Origin of the sequence: Streptomyces sp. NPDC058052 (assembly GCF_042885515.1) — a bacterium.
Lineage (GTDB): Bacteria > Actinomycetota > Actinomycetes > Streptomycetales > Streptomycetaceae > Streptomyces.
Window position 1 is genome coordinate 529,656 of record NZ_JBHVRX010000001.1, and the last position, 16,271, is coordinate 545,926.

11 protein-coding genes and 1 pseudogene are annotated in these 16,271 nt (G+C 70.8%); 9 read left to right on the plus strand and 3 right to left on the minus strand.

Annotation, left to right across the window (positions count from 1 at the left end; translation table 11 throughout):
- The gene (eccCa, locus tag ACFVU3_RS02560; protein ID WP_390062969.1) at window positions 1-3,966 is read right to left on the minus strand and encodes a type VII secretion protein EccCa; all 3,966 of its coding nucleotides are present in this window, start codon (window positions 3,964-3,966) and stop codon (window positions 1-3) included.
- 293 nt (window positions 3,967-4,259) lie between these two features.
- On the opposite strand from eccCa, the gene eccD reads away from it, so the two are divergent.
- From eccD to ACFVU3_RS02590, 6 genes are all read left to right on the plus strand, one after another.
- Window positions 4,260-5,759: a type VII secretion integral membrane protein EccD gene (eccD, locus tag ACFVU3_RS02565; protein ID WP_390062970.1), complete on the plus strand. Its 1,500-nt coding sequence runs from the start codon at window positions 4,260-4,262 to the stop codon at window positions 5,757-5,759.
- A 193-nt stretch (window positions 5,760-5,952) separates the two neighbouring features.
- Window positions 5,953-6,243, plus strand: coding sequence for a 30S ribosomal protein S15 (gene rpsO, locus ACFVU3_RS02570; RefSeq protein ID WP_128976159.1), 291 nt, complete (start codon window positions 5,953-5,955; stop codon window positions 6,241-6,243).
- Between the two features lie 268 nt (window positions 6,244-6,511).
- On the plus strand, window positions 6,512-8,722 hold the full coding sequence (locus ACFVU3_RS02575; RefSeq protein WP_390062971.1) for a polyribonucleotide nucleotidyltransferase: 2,211 nt from the start codon (window positions 6,512-6,514) through the stop codon (window positions 8,720-8,722).
- A complete protein-coding gene (locus ACFVU3_RS02580; RefSeq protein WP_390062973.1) occupies window positions 8,719-10,098 on the plus strand; it encodes a M16 family metallopeptidase in 1,380 nt (459 codons plus the stop codon). The genes ACFVU3_RS02575 and ACFVU3_RS02580 overlap by 4 nt, the downstream gene beginning before the upstream one ends.
- Window positions 10,099-10,124: 26 nt before the next feature.
- Window positions 10,125-10,877, plus strand: a complete 753-nt coding sequence (gene dapB / locus ACFVU3_RS02585; RefSeq protein WP_390062975.1) for a 4-hydroxy-tetrahydrodipicolinate reductase — start codon at window positions 10,125-10,127, stop codon at window positions 10,875-10,877.
- Window positions 10,878-10,882: 5 nt separating this feature from the next.
- Complete coding sequence (locus tag ACFVU3_RS02590) at window positions 10,883-11,335, plus strand: hypothetical protein (RefSeq protein ID WP_390062976.1); 453 nt, start codon at window positions 10,883-10,885, stop codon at window positions 11,333-11,335.
- Here ACFVU3_RS02590 and ACFVU3_RS02595 read toward each other — a convergent pair.
- Both ACFVU3_RS02595 and ACFVU3_RS02600 read right to left on the minus strand, forming a co-directional pair.
- The gene (locus tag ACFVU3_RS02595) at window positions 11,325-11,873 is read right to left on the minus strand and encodes a hypothetical protein (protein WP_390062977.1); all 549 of its coding nucleotides are present in this window, start codon (window positions 11,871-11,873) and stop codon (window positions 11,325-11,327) included. The two genes, ACFVU3_RS02590 and ACFVU3_RS02595, sit on opposite strands and share 11 nt — an antisense overlap.
- Before the next feature lie 54 nt (window positions 11,874-11,927).
- Window positions 11,928-12,167, minus strand: a complete 240-nt coding sequence (locus ACFVU3_RS02600; RefSeq protein ID WP_390062979.1) for a hypothetical protein — start codon at window positions 12,165-12,167, stop codon at window positions 11,928-11,930.
- 158 nt (window positions 12,168-12,325) lie between these two features.
- Between ACFVU3_RS02600 and thyX the strand changes: the two are divergent.
- The 3 genes and pseudogenes from thyX to ACFVU3_RS02615 all read left to right on the plus strand — a co-directional run bounded on the left by thyX (window position 12,326) and on the right by ACFVU3_RS02615 (window position 15,943).
- A pseudogene (gene thyX, locus ACFVU3_RS02605) lies at window positions 12,326-13,065 on the plus strand (FAD-dependent thymidylate synthase).
- Between the two features lie 177 nt (window positions 13,066-13,242).
- Window positions 13,243-14,142 carry a 4-hydroxy-tetrahydrodipicolinate synthase gene (dapA, locus tag ACFVU3_RS02610; RefSeq protein WP_390062980.1) on the plus strand — a complete coding sequence of 300 codons (900 nt, stop codon included), beginning with the start codon at window positions 13,243-13,245 and terminating at the stop codon, window positions 14,140-14,142.
- A gap of 115 nt (window positions 14,143-14,257) precedes the next feature.
- Window positions 14,258-15,943, plus strand: a complete 1,686-nt coding sequence (locus tag ACFVU3_RS02615; protein ID WP_030496538.1) for a ribonuclease J — start codon at window positions 14,258-14,260, stop codon at window positions 15,941-15,943.
- Window positions 15,944-16,271: the final 328 nt, after the last annotated feature.

A 16,271-nucleotide genomic window follows, 5' to 3' on the forward strand; every position in this document is an offset into this window, starting at 1 on the left:
CTACAGCTCCTGCATCCGTCCCGTCTGCACCAGCGGGTTGCCGCGCTGGCGGGAGACGAAGACGCCGCGGCCCGCCGGCATGGGGCGCATGCGGACGCCGCCGAGGACGTCGCCCTCCTGCGGGTCGCCGGAGAGGAGGACGCCCTGGGCGCCGAGTTCCATCATGCGCTGCATGAAGGACTCGTACGCCGACCGGCTGGCGCCGGCGGCGCTGCGGGCGATGATGAAGCGGACACCCACGTCCCGCGCGAACGGCAGCAGCTCCGTCAGCTTGGCGAGCGGGTTGCCGCTCGACGTGGAGACCAGGTCGTAGTCGTCGACGACCACGAACAGGTTCGGCCCGGACCACCAGCTGCGGTCGCGCAGCTGCTGGGCCGTGACGTCCGCCGACGGCGAGCGGCGGCGCATCAGGTCGGCCAGCGCGTCCACGTGGTGCTCCATGTTGTTCGACATGGGCACGTACTCGGCCAGGTGGGTCGCCGGCGTCACGTCGAGCAGCGCGCGCCGGTTGTCGATCACGAAGAACTTCGCCGAGGCGCCGTCGTACCGCTCCGAGATCTGCTTGATCATCAGCCGCAGCAGGTTCGACTTGCCGGACTCGCTCTCGCCGAACACCAGGAAGAACGGGTCGCGGTCGAAGTCGACGAAGACCGGCTCCAGGTTGTTCTCGTCGATGGCGAACGCGACTCCGCGCTGCGGCTCCGCGTAGCCGGCCGGCAGCGCGTGCGCGTCCAGCTCGCGCGGGAGCAGCCGGACCTCCGGCGCGCCCGGTGCCGTCCAGTGCCGGGTGACCTCCTGCGTCATCGCGGCCGTCGCCTCGGCGAGGTCGCTGTCGGAGCTGATCCCGTCGATGCGCGGGACGGCCGCCATGAAGTGCAGCTTCTCCGGCGTCAGGCCGCGGCCGGGGACCCCGGTGGGCACGTTGGCGGCGATCTTGCGGTCCAGCTCGGAGTCCATCGTGTCGCCCAGCCGCAGTTCCAGCCGGTTCATCAGATGGTCCTTGAGGTTGGCGCGGACCTCCATGGAGCGCGAGGCCGTGATGATCACGTGGATGCCGTAGCCGAGACCGCGGGCCGCGATGTCCACGACGGCCGGTTCGAGCCCCTCGTACTCGGTGCGGAAGTTGCCCCAGCCGTCGATCACCAGGAAGACGTCGCCCCACGGCTGGTCGGTCACCGAGATGTCGCCCCGGGCCCGCAGCCGGCGGAAGGTCTGGATGGAGTCGATGCCCGCGCCGCGGAAGTACTCCTCGCGCCGCGCCAGGATGCCGTAGACCTCGGCGACCGTGCGCCGCACCCGCTCGGGGTCGAGCCGGGACGCGACCCCGCCGACGTGCGGCAGCCCGGCGACCGAGGCCATGCCGCCACCACCGAAGTCCAGCCCGTAGAACTGCACCTCGTGCGGGGTGTGGGTGAGGGCGAACGCCGAGATCAGCGTCCGCAGCAGCGTCGACTTGCCGGACTGCGGACCACCGATGATCTGCATGTGGCCGGCGGCACCGGAGAAGTCCCGGTAGAGCGTGTCGCGGCGCTGCTCGTACGGCTTGTCGACCACGCCCAGGGGTACGACGAGCCGGCCCGCCGCCTCGTAACCGGGCTGGGTGAGGCCCCGGCCCTCCACGCCCGCGAGGCCCGGCAGCACCGAGTCGAGCGGCGGCGGGTTGTCCAGCGGCGGCAGCCACACCTGGTGCGCCTCGACGCCGCGTCCCTCCAGCCGGCGCACGATCACGTCGAGCACCGAGTCGGCCAGCGCGTCGTCCTCGGCCGCGCGGGCCTCGGGGACCCGCGCCTGCGCCGCCGGCTCCAGGTAGCGCACCGGGACGGGGGCCGCGGTGAAGGGCACCGGCCGCCGGTCCACCGGCAGCGGCCCGCCGGACACGACGGCGTGCTGGTTGGTGCGGTACGTGCCGGAGACGTACGCCGCCTTGAACCGCACCATCTCGTCGGTGCCGTACTTGAGGTAGCCGGAGCCCGGCACGTTCGGCAGCGAGTACGCGTCGGGCACGCCGATCGCCGCCCGGGACTCGGCCGCCGAGAAGGTCCGCAGACCGATCCGGTAGGAGAGGTACGTCTCCAGACCGCGCAGCCGGCCCTCCTCCAGGCGCTGCGAGGCCAGCAGCAGGTGGACGCCGAGCGAACGGCCGATGCGGCCGATCTGCACGAACATCTCGATGAAGTCCGGCATCGCCGTCAGCAGCTCGGAGAACTCGTCGATGACGAGGACGAGCGACGGGATCGGCTGGAGCGGGGCGCCGGCCGCGCGCGCCTTCTCGTAGTCGTGGATGTTGGCGTAGTTGCCCGCGTCGCGCAGCATCTCCTGGCGCCGGTTGAGCTCACCGCGGATGGAGTCGCCCATGCGGTCCACCAGCGTCAGGTCGTCCGCCAGGTTGGTGATCACCGCGGCCACGTGCGGCATCTGCGACATGCCCGCGAAGGTGGCGCCGCCCTTGAAGTCGGCGAGGACGAAGTTCAGCGTCTCCGAGGAGTGCGTCACCGCCAGGCCGAGGACCAGCGTGCGCAGCAGCTCCGACTTTCCGGAACCGGTCGCGCCGACGCACAGGCCGTGCGGGCCCATGCCCTCCTGCGCGGCCTCCTTGAGGTCCAGCATCACGGGGACGCCGTCCTCGCCGACGCCGATAGGGACGCGCAGCCGCTCCGACCGGGAGCGGGGCCGCCAGGTGCGGCTCACGTCGACGGAGGCCGCGTCGCCGAGGTTCAGCAGATCGGTGAAGTCCAGGTTGGCGAGCAGCGGCTCGTCGTCGTCCGAGCCGCCCGCGACCCGCAGCGGCGCGAGCTGCCGGGCGAGCGCCTCCGCCGCGTCCAGGCTCAGCTCGTCCGGGCTGCCGTCGTACACGTGCCCGTGCCCCGATTCGAGCCGCAGCTCGCCGCCCTCCACGACCACGGACAGGTCGCCGCGGGCACCGGAGCCCCGGCCCTCCACGACCTCGATGATGGTGACGCCCTGGATGCCCTCCGGCGAGGCGAGCGCCGAGGTCTGCGGGATCGACTGCCCGTCGAGCACCACGACCAGGTGCGGGAAGTCGAGCAGCGGGTGGTTCGGGCCCTGGAAGCGGGGCCGGCCGTCCAGCCGGCCGGCCACCAGGTCCTCCAGCTCCCGCGCGTCCGTCGTCATCAGCCGCCGGCTGCCCGCGCCGTCGCCGGGGCCCGACGCCTGCACGTGGGGCAGCCACTTCGCCCACTCCCACGCCGGGGCGGCGCCGTCACCGGTGGCGACGACGATGACCATGTCCTCGGGGGAGTGGAGCGCCGCCAGCGACCCCACCATGGCGCGGGTCGTCGAACGGGCCGCGTCCGGTTCCCCGCTCACGGTGAGGTGGTAGAAGGCGCGCAGCGACACCGCCATCGGCAGGCCGTCGAGGGTGCCGTGCGCGGTGAGGAACTGCTGCATCGCGCCCGCGGTCAGCGGTTCGAGCTCGTCCACGGGAGCCGTCTCGGGGGCGATCAGCGGGGTCGCGAGCTGCTGGCTGCCCAGACCGACGCGGACCTGCGCGAAGTCGCCGTCGCCGATGCGCCGCTCCCAGATCCGGCTGCCCTCGGCGACCAGCGCCCAGAGCTGCTCGGGCGACGGGTGCAGGTAGAACTGCGCGTCCCGCTGGAGGTGCGCCGTCCGCAGCACGCTGCGGCGCGTCTGTGTCAGGTACTTCAGATAGTCGCGCCGCAGGTCGGCGAGCTGCCCCTGGGTCCCCCGCCGGTAGCGGACCAGCATCGCGATGGCCATGGCCACCGTCGACGCGATCATCACCATGCCCATGATCCGCATGATCGGGTTCGGGGTCATGAAGAAGAAGACCACCGAACCGCCCATGCCGAGCATCGGCAGGAGCTGCATCAGGGCACCCTCCTGCTGCCCGCGGGGCAGCTCCGGCGGAGGTTGCAACTGCACCTGCTCGTCGGGCACTTCGGACGGCAGGGCCCGCGGTGGACGCTTGACGACGATCTGGCTCACAGCTCACCAATTTCCGTTGCCGGACGGAAAGTTCCTCCACACGCCCCCGTGGCGACGGGATCCATCCGCGGGGAGGGATCCTACTTTGGTGCGGGGTCACGGGTGGGCGGTAGGGTGGCCCGAAATATTTGCGTAGCCATGAACTATCGCAAAAATCGGGTCATTCGGAGCGCAATATCCGCGGCGCGAGGGCCACGGTCCACGAGCCGGTCCGCGAGCCGGTCCGGCGGACCGGCGGCCGGACCCGCCGCCAGGAGCACCAGGACCACCACGAGGGGAAGCAGCAGGTGAGTATGACGGCCCCAGCCACGGCCGGCGGAGCCGGCCCGTCGGCTCCCACCACCGTGTTCCACGGCGGCACCGGCTTCTGCCGGATCACCGTCGTCGCGCCCGACGGCCGCGTCGACGTCGCACTGCCCGAGGACGTCGCCCTCGCCGATCTCTACCCGGAGGTGCTCCGCCTCTCCGGCCAGACTCCGGCACCCGGCGCCCCGGTCGGCTACCACCTGGTGCGCCGCGACGGCACCGTCCTCGACGGCAGCCGCTCCCTGGCGGCCCAGCGCATCCTCGACGGCGAGCTGCTCTCGCTGCGCCCCTTCGCCGAGTCGCTGCCCCCGGCCGTCTTCGACGACGTCTCCGACGCGGTCGCCTCCGCCGTCTCCAAGGACCGCACCCTGTGGTCCGACGCCCTGATGCGCGGCGCCGGCCTCTTCGGCGGATCGGTCCTCCTGGTCCTCCTCGCCTTCGTCCTGTGGACGGCCGAGCCCCGCCACGACATGCACGGCCTGGCCGGCATCCTGGCCGGCGTCACCGCCGTCCTCCTCCTCGCGCTCGCCGCCGTCCGCGCCCGCGTCTACGACGACCGCGGCTCCGCCGTCGCCCTGGGCACCGGTGCGATGGCGAACGCCGCCGTCGCCGGCTCCGGGCTGCTCGCCCTCGCCGGCGGGCAGGGCATCGGCAAGCTCCAGTTCCTGCTGGCCTGCACCGCCGTCCTCGTGTGCGCCGTGATCCTCACGATCGTCTCGCCCGGCGGGGACGGCCCCTTCGTCGCCTTCGTCGCCGCCTCCACCGTCGGTGTCCTGGCCGGCTTCGCCGCGATCCTGACCGAGCTCACCCCGGCCGAGACCGCCGCGGTCTGCGCCCCCGTCGCCGTCGGCGCGCTCGCCTTCCTGCCGGGCCTCTCCACCCGCTTCGCCCGCCTGCCCATCGGCTTCGAACCGCCCCGGACCGCCGTCGGCGGCTACGGCTCCGAGGCCGAGCCCCAGGGGCCGGTCGACGCCGCCCGGATCGCCGCCCAGGCCCGCCGCGGCCACGAGCTCCTCGTCGGCCTCGTCGGCGGCTGCGCCCTCGTCGCCGTCGGCTCCGCCGCCGTCCTCGGCTTCTCCGACACCGTGTGGGGCCAGCTCCTGGCCCTCGCCACCGGCGTCGCCATGCTGATGCGCGCCCATCTGTTCCGCTACACGGCGCAGGTCGGCTGCGCCCTCGCGGCCGGCCTCGGCTCCCTCGTCCTGCTGGGCCTCGGCCTCGCGCTGAACCCGCCGGTGGAGCTCCTCCTGGAGGCCCTGAAGGGCGACGGCACGGCCCTGGACATCCGTACGGTGTGGCTCTCCGCCGCCATCGCCGGCGTCGCCGCGCTCCTGACGGCCATCGGCCTCATCGTGCCGCGCAAGGGCGTGACCCCCTTCTGGGGCCGTTTCCTGGAGATCGCCGAGACGTTCGTGCTGCTCACGCTGCTGCCGCTCTGCCTCGCGGTCTTCGACGTCTACCACTCCATCCGGGCGCTCACCTCCTGAGCCGCCTGGTACGCTGTGTGACGGCCGTTTGTGTACGCGCTCCCAGAAGCAACCCCAGCAGCACCCCGCCGATGCCCCGCATCGGCCCCGCCTCGGGGAGCAGCGCGCATCGGACCTCCGCTCCCGAGTCATGGAAGCTCCCCTGAGATGTAGACCAGGGGCACTCGCGGGCACGAAACCTGAGGAGAACCGCGTGGCTCTCGACGCCGCCGTCAAGAAGCAGATCATGGCCGAGTTCGGCACCAAGGAGGGCGACACCGGCTCCCCCGAGGTCCAGGTCGCCATGCTGTCCCGCCGCATCTCGGACCTGACCGAGCACCTCAAGACCCACAAGCACGACCACCACTCCCGTCGTGGTCTGCTGATCCTGGTCGGTCAGCGCCGCCGTCTGCTGCAGTACCTGGCCAAGAAGGACATCCAGCGCTTCCGTACGCTGGTCGACCGCCTCGGCATCCGCCGCGGTGCGGCCGGCGGCGCCAAGTAAGGACGCCGTGGAGGGAGCGGTTCCCACTTTCAGGGGGCCGCTCCCTTTGCTGTACGTGCGCGAAGTACCGACCGGCAATTACTCTGGTCGCAGAACGCCACAACCCGCGCGAGAAGCAGCCGGCACGCCGCCGGTCCTCGGTAGTGGCCCCCGGACCTCATCCCGGGTGCTTCGATCGAAGACCGGCCCGCCACATCAGTGCTTCTCCCGCACCCGTCCCGCGCCACACGGGCGCGCGGACCAAAGACGAACGTAGGAGAAACCCATAGTGGAGAACGAGACCCACTACGCCGAGGCCGTCATCGACAACGGTTCCTTCGGTACCCGCACGATCCGTTTCGAGACGGGCCGTCTCGCCCGCCAGGCCGCCGGCTCCGCCGTCGCCTACCTCGACGACGACACCATGGTGCTCTCGGCGACCACCGCCTCCAAGCGCCCCAAGGACCAGCTCGACTTCTTCCCCCTCACGGTGGACGTCGAGGAGCGGATGTACGCGGCCGGCAAGATCCCCGGCTCCTTCTTCCGCCGCGAGGGCCGCCCCTCCGAGGACGCGATCCTCACCTGCCGCCTGATCGACCGCCCGCTGCGCCCGTCCTTCAAGAAGGGCCTGCGCAACGAGATCCAGGTCGTCGCCACGATCATGGCGCTCAACCCCGACCACCTGTACGACGTCGTCGCGATCAACGCCGCGTCCGCGTCCACCCAGCTGGCCGGCCTGCCCTTCTCCGGCCCGATCGGCGGCGTCCGCGTCGCGCTGATCCAGGGCCAGTGGGTCGCCTTCCCGACGCACACCGAGCTCGAGGACGCCGTCTTCGACATGGTCGTCGCGGGCCGCGTCCTGGAGGACGGCGACGTCGCGATCATGATGGTCGAGGCCGAGGCCACCGAGAAGACCATCGCCCTCGTCAAGGGCGGCGCCGAGGCGCCGACCGAGGAGATCGTCGCCGCGGGCCTCGAGGCCGCGAAGCCGTTCATCAAGGTCCTCTGCAAGGCGCAGTCGGACCTCGCCGCCAAGGCCGCCAAGCCCGAGGGCGAGTTCCCGATCTTCCTGGACTACCAGGACGACGTGTACGCCGCTCTCTCCGACGCCGTCCGCGGCGAGCTCGCCCAGGCGCTCACCATCGCCGGCAAGCAGGAGCGCGAGGCCGAGCTGGACCGCGTCAAGGAGATCGCCGCCGAGAAGCTCCTCCCGGCCTTCGAGGGCCGCGAGAAGGAGATCTCCGCCGCGTACCGCTCCCTGACCAAGGCCCTGGTCCGCGAGCGCGTCATCAAGGACAAGGTCCGCATCGACGGCCGCGGCGTCACGGACATCCGTACGCTCGCCGCCGAGGTCGAGGCCATCCCGCGCGTGCACGGCTCCGCCCTGTTCGAGCGTGGCGAGACCCAGATCCTGGGCGTCACCACCCTCAACATGCTCCGCATGGAGCAGCAGCTGGACACCCTCTCCCCGGTGACCCGCAAGCGGTACATGCACAACTACAACTTCCCGCCGTACTCCGTCGGCGAGACCGGCCGCGTCGGTTCGCCGAAGCGCCGCGAGATCGGCCACGGCGCGCTCGCCGAGCGCGCGATCGTGCCGGTCCTCCCGACCCGCGAGGAGTTCCCCTACGCGATCCGTCAGGTGTCCGAGGCCCTCGGCTCCAACGGCTCGACGTCGATGGGCTCGGTCTGCGCCTCCACCATGTCGCTGCTGAACGCCGGTGTGCCCCTCAAGGCCCCCGTCGCCGGCATCGCCATGGGCCTGATCTCCCAGGAGATCAACGGCGAGACGCACTACGTCGCCCTCACCGACATCCTCGGTGCGGAGGACGCCTTCGGCGACATGGACTTCAAGGTCGCCGGTACGAAGGAGTTCGTCACCGCCCTCCAGCTCGACACCAAGCTGGACGGCATCCCGGCCTCCGTCCTGGCCGCGGCCCTCAAGCAGGCCCGCGACGCCCGCCTCCACATCCTCGACGTGATGATGGAAGCGATCGACACCCCGGACGAGATGTCCCCCAACGCCCCGCGGATCATCACCGTCAAGATCCCCGTGGACAAGATCGGCGAGGTCATCGGCCCCAAGGGCAAGATGATCAACCAGATCCAGGAGGACACCGGCGCCGAGATCACGATCGAGGACGACGGCACGATCTACATCGGTGCCGCCGACGGCCCGGCCGCCGAGGCCGCCCGCGCCACGATCAACGGCATCGCCAACCCGACCATGCCGGAGGTCGGCGAGCGCTACCTGGGCACGGTCGTCAAGACCACCACCTTCGGTGCCTTCGTCTCCCTGCTCCCGGGCAAGGACGGCCTGCTGCACATCTCGCAGATCCGCAAGCTCGCCGGCGGCAAGCGCGTGGAGAACGTCGAGGACGTGCTCGCGATCGGCTCCAAGGTCCAGGTCGAGATCGCCGAGATCGACCAGCGCGGCAAGCTCTCCCTGATCCCCGTGATCGAGGGCGAGGACGAGACGAAGGACGACGCCTCCTCGTGACGTCCCGTAGTTCCGCGACGACGGCCCGCCCCTCTTCCGAGGGGCGGGCCGTCGCCCGTACCCAAACGCTTCTCCCGGGCAAGGACGGCATCGGCACCGTCCGCCGCACGACCCTCCCCGGCGGCCTCCGCATCGTCACCGAGACCCTCCCCTCGGTGCGCTCGGCGACCTTCGGCATCTGGGCCCACGTCGGCTCCCGCGACGAGACGCCGGCGCTCAACGGCGCCACCCACTACCTGGAGCACCTCCTCTTCAAGGGCACCGGCCGACGGTCCGCCCTCGACATCTCGTCCGCGATCGACGCGGTCGGCGGCGAGATGAACGCCTTCACGGCGAAGGAGTACACCTGCTACTACGCCCGGGTCCTCGACACCGACCTGCCGCTGGCGATCGACGTCGTCTGCGACATGCTCACGGGCTCGCTCATCCTCGACTCCGACGTGGACGCCGAACGCGGCGTGATCCTCGAAGAGATCGCGATGACCGAGGACGACCCCGGTGACGTGGTCCACGACCTGTTCGCGCAGACCATGTTCGGCGACACCCCGCTGGGCCGCCCGGTCCTCGGCACCGTCGACACGATCAACGCGCTCTCCCGCGGCCAGATCGCCCGCTTCTACAAGAAGCACTACGACCCCACCCATCTGGTGGTCGCCGCAGCGGGCAACGTGGACCACGCCACGGTGGTGCGCCAGGTCCGCCGCGCCTTCGAGCGGGCCGGCGCCCTCACCCGTACGGACGCCGCCCCGATTGCCCCGCGCGACGGCCGGAAGACCATCCGCACGGCCGGCAGGGTCGAGCTGCTGGGCCGCAAGACCGAGCAGGCGCACGTCGTCCTCGGCATGCCCGGCCTGGCCCGTACCGACGACCGCCGCTGGGCGCTCGGCGTGCTGAACACCGCCCTCGGCGGCGGCATGTCCTCCCGCCTCTTCCAGGAGGTCCGGGAGAAGCGCGGCCTGGCCTACAGCGTGTACTCGTACACCTCGGGCTTCGCCGACTGCGGCCTCTTCGGCGTGTACGCGGGCTGCCGCCCCAGCCAGATCCACGACGTGCTGCGGATCTGCCGGGACGAGCTCGACAAGGTCGCCTCCGACGGTCTGACCGACGAGGAGATCACCCGCGCGGTCGGCCAGCTCTCCGGCTCCACCGTCCTCGGCCTGGAGGACACCGGCGCGATCATGAACCGCATCGGCAAGAGCGAGCTGTGCTGGGGCACCCAGATGTCGGTCGACGACATGCTGGCCCGCATCGCGGCCGTCACCCCGGACGAGGTCCGGGAGGTCGCCCGTGACGTGCTGACCCAGCGGCCCTCGCTCTCGGTGATAGGCCCGCTGAAGGACAAGCAGGCGGACCGCCTCCACCAGGCCGTCTCCTGACCTCCACCCCTGAAGGAAGAAGAGCGATGAGCAAGCTGCGCGTGGCGGTCCTCGGTGCCCGGGGCCGCATCGGCTCCGAGGCGGTCAAGGCCGTCGAGGCCGCCGAGGACATGGAACTGGTCGCGGCCCTGGGCCGCGGCGACAAGCTGGAGACCCTCGCCGAGGCGGGCGCCCAGGTCGTCGTCGAGCTGACCACCCCCGACTCGGTCATGGCCAACCTCGAGTACTGCGTGGGCCACGGCATCCACGCCGTCGTCGGCACCACCGGCTGGACCGAGGACCGTCTCGCGCAGCTGGACGGCTGGCTCGCCGCCTCCCCGGAGACCGGCGTCCTCATCGCGCCGAACTTCTCCATCGGCGCCGTCCTCACCATGAAGTTCGCGCAGATCGCGGCGCCGTACTTCGAGTCGGTCGAGGTCGTCGAGCTGCACCACCCGCACAAGGTGGACGCCCCCTCGGGCACCGCCACCCGCACCGCCCAGCTGATCGCCAAGGCCCGCGCCGAGGCCGGCCTGGGCGCCCAGCCGGACAACACCCGCACCGGGGTGGAGGGAGCGCGCGGCGCCGACATCGACGGCGTCCGGGTCCACGCGATCCGGCTGTCGGGCCTGCTGGCCCATCAGGAGGTGCTGCTCGGCGGCGAGGGCGAGACGCTCACGGTCCGCCACGACTCGCTGCACCACTCCAGCTTCATGCCGGGCGTACTGCTCGGTGCCCGCCGCGTGGTGAGCACCCCGGGCCTCACGTTCGGCCTGGAACACTTCCTGGACCTGGGCTGACGGTCATGGGCGGCAAGATCACGTACGTCTTCCTCGCCACCGTCCTCGTGCTGGTCTTCGGGGTGGTGGCGATGGAGGGCGTCCTGCTCCTCCTGACCGGCGAGCCGGCGGCCATGGGCATGGGCGCGGTGGCGTTCCTGCTGCCCTGCGTCGGCGCCTGGTTCCTGTGGAAGAACACCAGCTTCGCGCGCCGGGCCAACCGGCTGGCCGCGGAGCTGGAGGCCGAGGGCGGACTCCCCGTCGACGAGCTGAAGCGCACCCAGGGCGGCCGGATCGACCGCGACTCCGCGGACGAGGTCTTCGCCCGGCGCAAGGCCGAGACGGAGGAGACGCCGGAGGACTGGCGCTGCTGGTTCCGGCTGGCGGTCGCCTATCACGACGCCCGCGACACCCCCCGGGCCCGCAAGGCGATGCAGCGGGCCATCGCCCTCCACGAGGGCCGGACGGTCAGCGCCTGACGCCGTACTCGGCGTGCCACGCCTCGACGGTGTCGGCGGCCCGGTCGAAGGCTTCGGTCCGGGAGAGGAAGTCGGCGTTGTGGTCGGTGAGCAGCACCAGCTGCTCGCCGGCCGTCCGGTCGAGGAGCAGCGCCTGGCCCTGGACGGTGCGCGGGAAGTTCAGCCAGCGCACCGGCTGCTGGGCGGTGCGGACCCCGGCCACCTTCGACCAGGGGGTGGTGCCGGTGACGAAGAAGCCGACGCGGCGGACGCCGGCCCGGCTCACCCAGGTGCCCATGCGCAGCAGGCGCAGGGCGGCCAGGATGATCAGCACGGCGAAGCCGAAGGTGACGAGCGCGCCGCCGACGGCACCCGCGGCGGCGATGATCACCGCGGCGAGCAGGACGAACGAGGCGAGCAGCAGCGCGAGCGCCGCCGCACCGACCCGGTAGGGCCCCGGACGGTACGGACGGCGCCACTGGTCGTGATCGTCGAACGGGAGCGCGACGGCGTCGGTGGTGTCGAAGGCACGGTCGGCCGTCAGGAAGGGCAGGGGCACGGCGGTTCCTCACTCACAAGCACGCTCGAAGGGGCGGTGCCCGGTGAGGCTACCTCAGCGGTTGTCGGAGGCTTCGGACTGCTGCCGGTGCGCGGGCGAGTCCGTGCTGTCGAGCGACGGCATCCCGAGGACCAGGGAGCCGACGAGGCCGGCGGCGACGGTCAGCCCGAGCAGCGTGCGCCCGACGACCTGACCGGGCCTGAGCCGTTCCCGAGGCGGGGGAGTGACGTTACTGCGGAACTCGTCGGCCTCCGCCACGAATGCGAACGGTACGACCTCTGTCCGCCTGAACATGGGTGTCACTCTCCTCGGTGGTTGTCGTGCGTCTCACAGGTACAGACGAGCGGACCGAGGGTTTGGTGCCGTTTTTCACCGAAGCAGCCGAATCTCATCCTTCGGACGGAGGCCGTTACTGTGATGCGGACCCCACGAAGGACTGGAAGGTACATCTGGTGACCGACACCGCCATCGACCCGGCGAAGATCGACCTCCGGAGCGACGTCACCGTCGAGCTGGTCAAGAGCGCCGCGGCGGACTCCGACGTCCTGTGGGCGGCCCGGGTCTCCACGGCGGGGGAGCAGTCCCTCGAAGAGCTCCGGAAGGACCCGGAGCGCTCCAGGGGCCTGATCGACTACCTGATGCGGGACCGCCACGGCAGCCCTTCGAGCACAACTCGATGACCTTCTTCATCAGCGCCCCGATCTTCGTCTTCCGCGAGTTCATGCGGCACCGGGCCGGCTGGTCGTACAACGAGGAGTCGGGCCGCTACCGGGAGCTCCAGCCGGTCTTCTACGTCCCCGACGCCTCCCGCAGGCTGGTCCAGGTGGGCCGCCCGGGCAAGTACGTCTTCGTCGAGGGCACCGAGGCCCAGCACGAGCTGGTCGGCCGCGCGATGGAGGACTCGTACCGGCAGGCGTACGACACCTACCAGGAGATGCTCGCCGCCGGCGTCGCCCGCGAGGTGGCCCGCTCGGTCCTCCCGGTCGGCCTCTACTCCTCGATGTACGCCACCTGCAACGCCCGCTCGCTGATGCACTTCCTCGGTCTGCGCACCCAGCACGAGCTGGCCGCGGTCCCCTCCTTCCCGCAGCGGGAGATCGAGATGGTCGGCGAGAGGATGGAGGAGCACTGGGCCCGGCTGATGCCGCTGACCCACGCCGCCTTCAACAAGAACGGACGGGTCGCGCCGTAAGGCACAGATGTTCGCCCACTCTCGCGAAGTGTCCGTATTGCGACGTTTCGTGAAGTTCATCTAGGCTGATCAAACGGACCCGGCACTGCTTGAACCCCCGAGCAGGCAGTGCCGGGCTCCTCTTCTCACGTCCCCCGAGGGGACACCCGGCGCTGAGCAGCGAGTAGCGTGTTACCCATGGCTCCGATCTCCACTCCGCAGACCCCCTTCGGGAGGGTCCTCACCGCCATGGTCACGCCCTTCACGGCGGACGGCGCACTCGACCTCGACGGCGCCCGGCGACTCGCGACCCACCTGGTGGACGCAGGCAACGACGGCCTCGTCGTCAACGGCACCACCGGCGAGTCCCCCACCACCAGCGACGCGGAGAAATCGGAGCTCGTACGCGCCGTACTGGAGGCGGTCGGCGACCGCGCCCACGTCGTCGCCGGCATCGGCACCAACGACACCCGCCACTCGATCGAGCTGGCCCGCGCCGCCGAGCGCGACGGCGCCCACGGCCTCCTCGCCGTGACGCCGTACTACAACAAGCCCCCGCAGGAGGGCCTGTACCGGCACTTCACGGCCATCGCCGACGCCACCGGCCTCCGGGTGATGCTCTACGACATCCCCGGCCGCTCCGGCGTCCCGATCGACACCGAGACGATCGTCCGGCTCGCCGAGCACCCCCGCATCGTCGCCAACAAGGACGCCAAGGGCGACCTCGGCCGGGCCAGCTGGGCCATCGCCCGCTCCGGCCTCGCCTGGTACTCCGGCGACGACATGCTCAACCTGCCGCTGCTCTCCGTCGGAGCCGTCGGTTTCGTCTCCGTCGTGGGTCACGTCGTCACCCCCGACCTGCGCGCCCTCCTCGACGCCCACCTCTCGGGCGACTTCGAGAAGGCGACCGAGATCCACCAGAAGCTGCTCCCGGTCTACACCGGCATGTTCCGCACCCAGGGCGTCATGACCACCAAGGCCGCGCTCGCCCTCCAGGGCCTCCCGGCCGGTCCGCTGCGCCTCCCGCTCGTCGAGCTCTCCGCCCAGGAGACCGACCAGCTCAAGGTCGACCTCGCCGCCGGCGGGGTAGATCTCTGACATCCGACTTCACAACTGAACACGGCGACAACTGAAAACCGACAACAGCAAGTGCACGATTGTCATGCGCGCCACGTGCCGACCGGTACGTGGCGCGTGTGGTGAGGAGAGACTTTTGAGCCATCCGCATCCCGAACTCGGCGCCCCGCCGAAGCTGCCCCAGGGCGGCCTGCGCGTCACCCCGCTCGGTGGCCTGGGCGAGATCGGCCGCAACATGACCGTCTTCGAGTACGACGGCAAGCTGCTGATCGTCGACTGCGGCGTCCTCTTCCCCGAGGAGGAGCAGCCGGGCGTCGACCTGATCCTGCCCGACTTCACGACCATCCAGGACCGCATCGACGATGTCGTCGGCATCGTCCTGACCCACGGCCACGAGGACCACATCGGTGGCGTGCCGTACCTGCTGCGCCTGCGGCAGGACATCCCCCTCATCGGCTCCAAGCTGACCCTCGCCCTGATCGAGGCCAAGCTCCAGGAGCACCGGATCCGTCCGTACACGCTGGAGGTGGCCGAGGGCCACCGCGAGCGGCTCGGCGCCTTCGACTGCGAGTTCATCGCGGTCAACCACTCCATCCCGGACGCCCTGGCGGTCGCCATCCGCACCCCCGCGGGCATGGTCGTCCACACGGGCGACTTCAAGATGGACCAGCTGCCGCTGGACAACCGCCTCACCGACCTGCACGCCTTCGCGCGTCTGAGCGAGGAGGGCATCGACCTCCTGCTCACGGACTCGACGAACGCCGAGGTCCCGGGCTTCACGGCGCACGAGCGGGACATCTCCAACGTCCTGCGGAACGTCTTCGCGAACGCCCAGAAGCGGATCATCGTGGCGAGCTTCGCGAGCCACGTGCACCGCATCCAGCAGATCCTCGACGCCGCCCACGAGTACGGCCGCCGGGTCGCCTTCGTCGGCCGCTCGATGGTCCGCAACATGGGCATCGCCCGCGACCTGGGCTACCTCCGGGTCCCGGCCGGCCTCGTCGTGGACGTGAAGACGCTGGACGACCTGCCGGACGACGAGGTCGTGCTGGTCTGTACGGGTTCCCAGGGCGAGCCGATGGCCGCCCTGTCCCGCATGGCCAACCGCGACCACCAGATCCGGATCGTCCCCGGCGACACGGTCATCCTGGCCTCGTCCCTCATCCCGGGCAACGAGAACGCGGTCTACCGCGTGATCAACGGCCTGACCCGCTGGGGCGCCAACGTCGTCCACAAGGGCAACGCCAAGGTCCACGTCTCGGGCCACGCCTCGGCCGGCGAGCTGCTGTACTTCTACAACATCTGCAAGCCGAAGAACCTCATGCCGGTCCACGGCGAGTGGCGCCACCTGCGGGCCAACGCCGAGCTCGGCGCGATGACGGGCATCCCGAAGGACCACATCGTCATCGCCGAGGACGGCGTCGTCGTCGACCTGGTCGACGGCCGCGCCCGCATCACCGGCAAGGTCCAGGCGGGGTACGTGTACGTGGACGGCCTCTCGGTCGGCGACGTCACCGAGACCTCCCTGAAGGACCGCCGGATCCTCGGCGAGGAGGGCATCATCTCGGTCTTCCTCGTGGTGGACTCCTCCACCGGCAAGATCACCGGCGGCCCGCACGTCCACGCGCGCGGCTCCGGCATCGAGGACTCCGCCTTCGACGCGGTGCTCCCGAAGATCGAGCAGGCGCTGAACAAGTCCGCCCAGGACGGCGTCGTCGAACCCCACCAGCTTCAGCAGCTGATCCGCCGCACCGTCGGCAAGTGGGTCTCCGACACCTACCGCCGCCGGCCGATGATCCTTCCGGTCGTCGTCGAGGTCTGAGCCCGAAGGGCCTGACCAGCGCGGTTACGGAGCGGGGCACCTCGATTTGCATCGGGGCGCCCCGCTCCAGTACGTTTACGGCTCCGCCAGAACGGGAAGCCCCGGCGCCGCAGTGCGCCCGGCCGGCTGAACGGGAGGCGGGAAATCCGACTCAGATCATCTGATAAAGTCGGAACGCGCCGGAAGGCCCCGAGAAAAACAATTCGGGACCGGAAAGCACCGAGGAAATCGGATCGGAAAGATCTGATAGAGTCGGAAACGAAGGAAGCGCCCGGAGGGCCTGGAAACAGGAACGAAGGAAGCGTCCGCACCTTGAGAACTCAACAGC

Excerpts from the sequence above, each read along its gene's own strand:
- eccD (WP_390062970.1), top strand. The coding sequence starts at position 4,260 with ATGACGGCCCCAGCCACGGCCGGCGGAGCCGGCCCGTCGGCTCCCACC.
- ACFVU3_RS02590 (WP_390062976.1), top strand. The coding sequence starts at position 10,883 with ATGGGCGGCAAGATCACGTACGTCTTCCTCGCCACCGTCCTCGTGCTG.
- ACFVU3_RS02600 (WP_390062979.1), bottom strand. The coding sequence starts at position 12,167 with ATGTTCAGGCGGACAGAGGTCGTACCGTTCGCATTCGTGGCGGAGGCC.
- dapA (WP_390062980.1), top strand. The coding sequence starts at position 13,243 with ATGGCTCCGATCTCCACTCCGCAGACCCCCTTCGGGAGGGTCCTCACC.
- dapB (WP_390062975.1), top strand. The coding sequence starts at position 10,125 with ATGAGCAAGCTGCGCGTGGCGGTCCTCGGTGCCCGGGGCCGCATCGGC.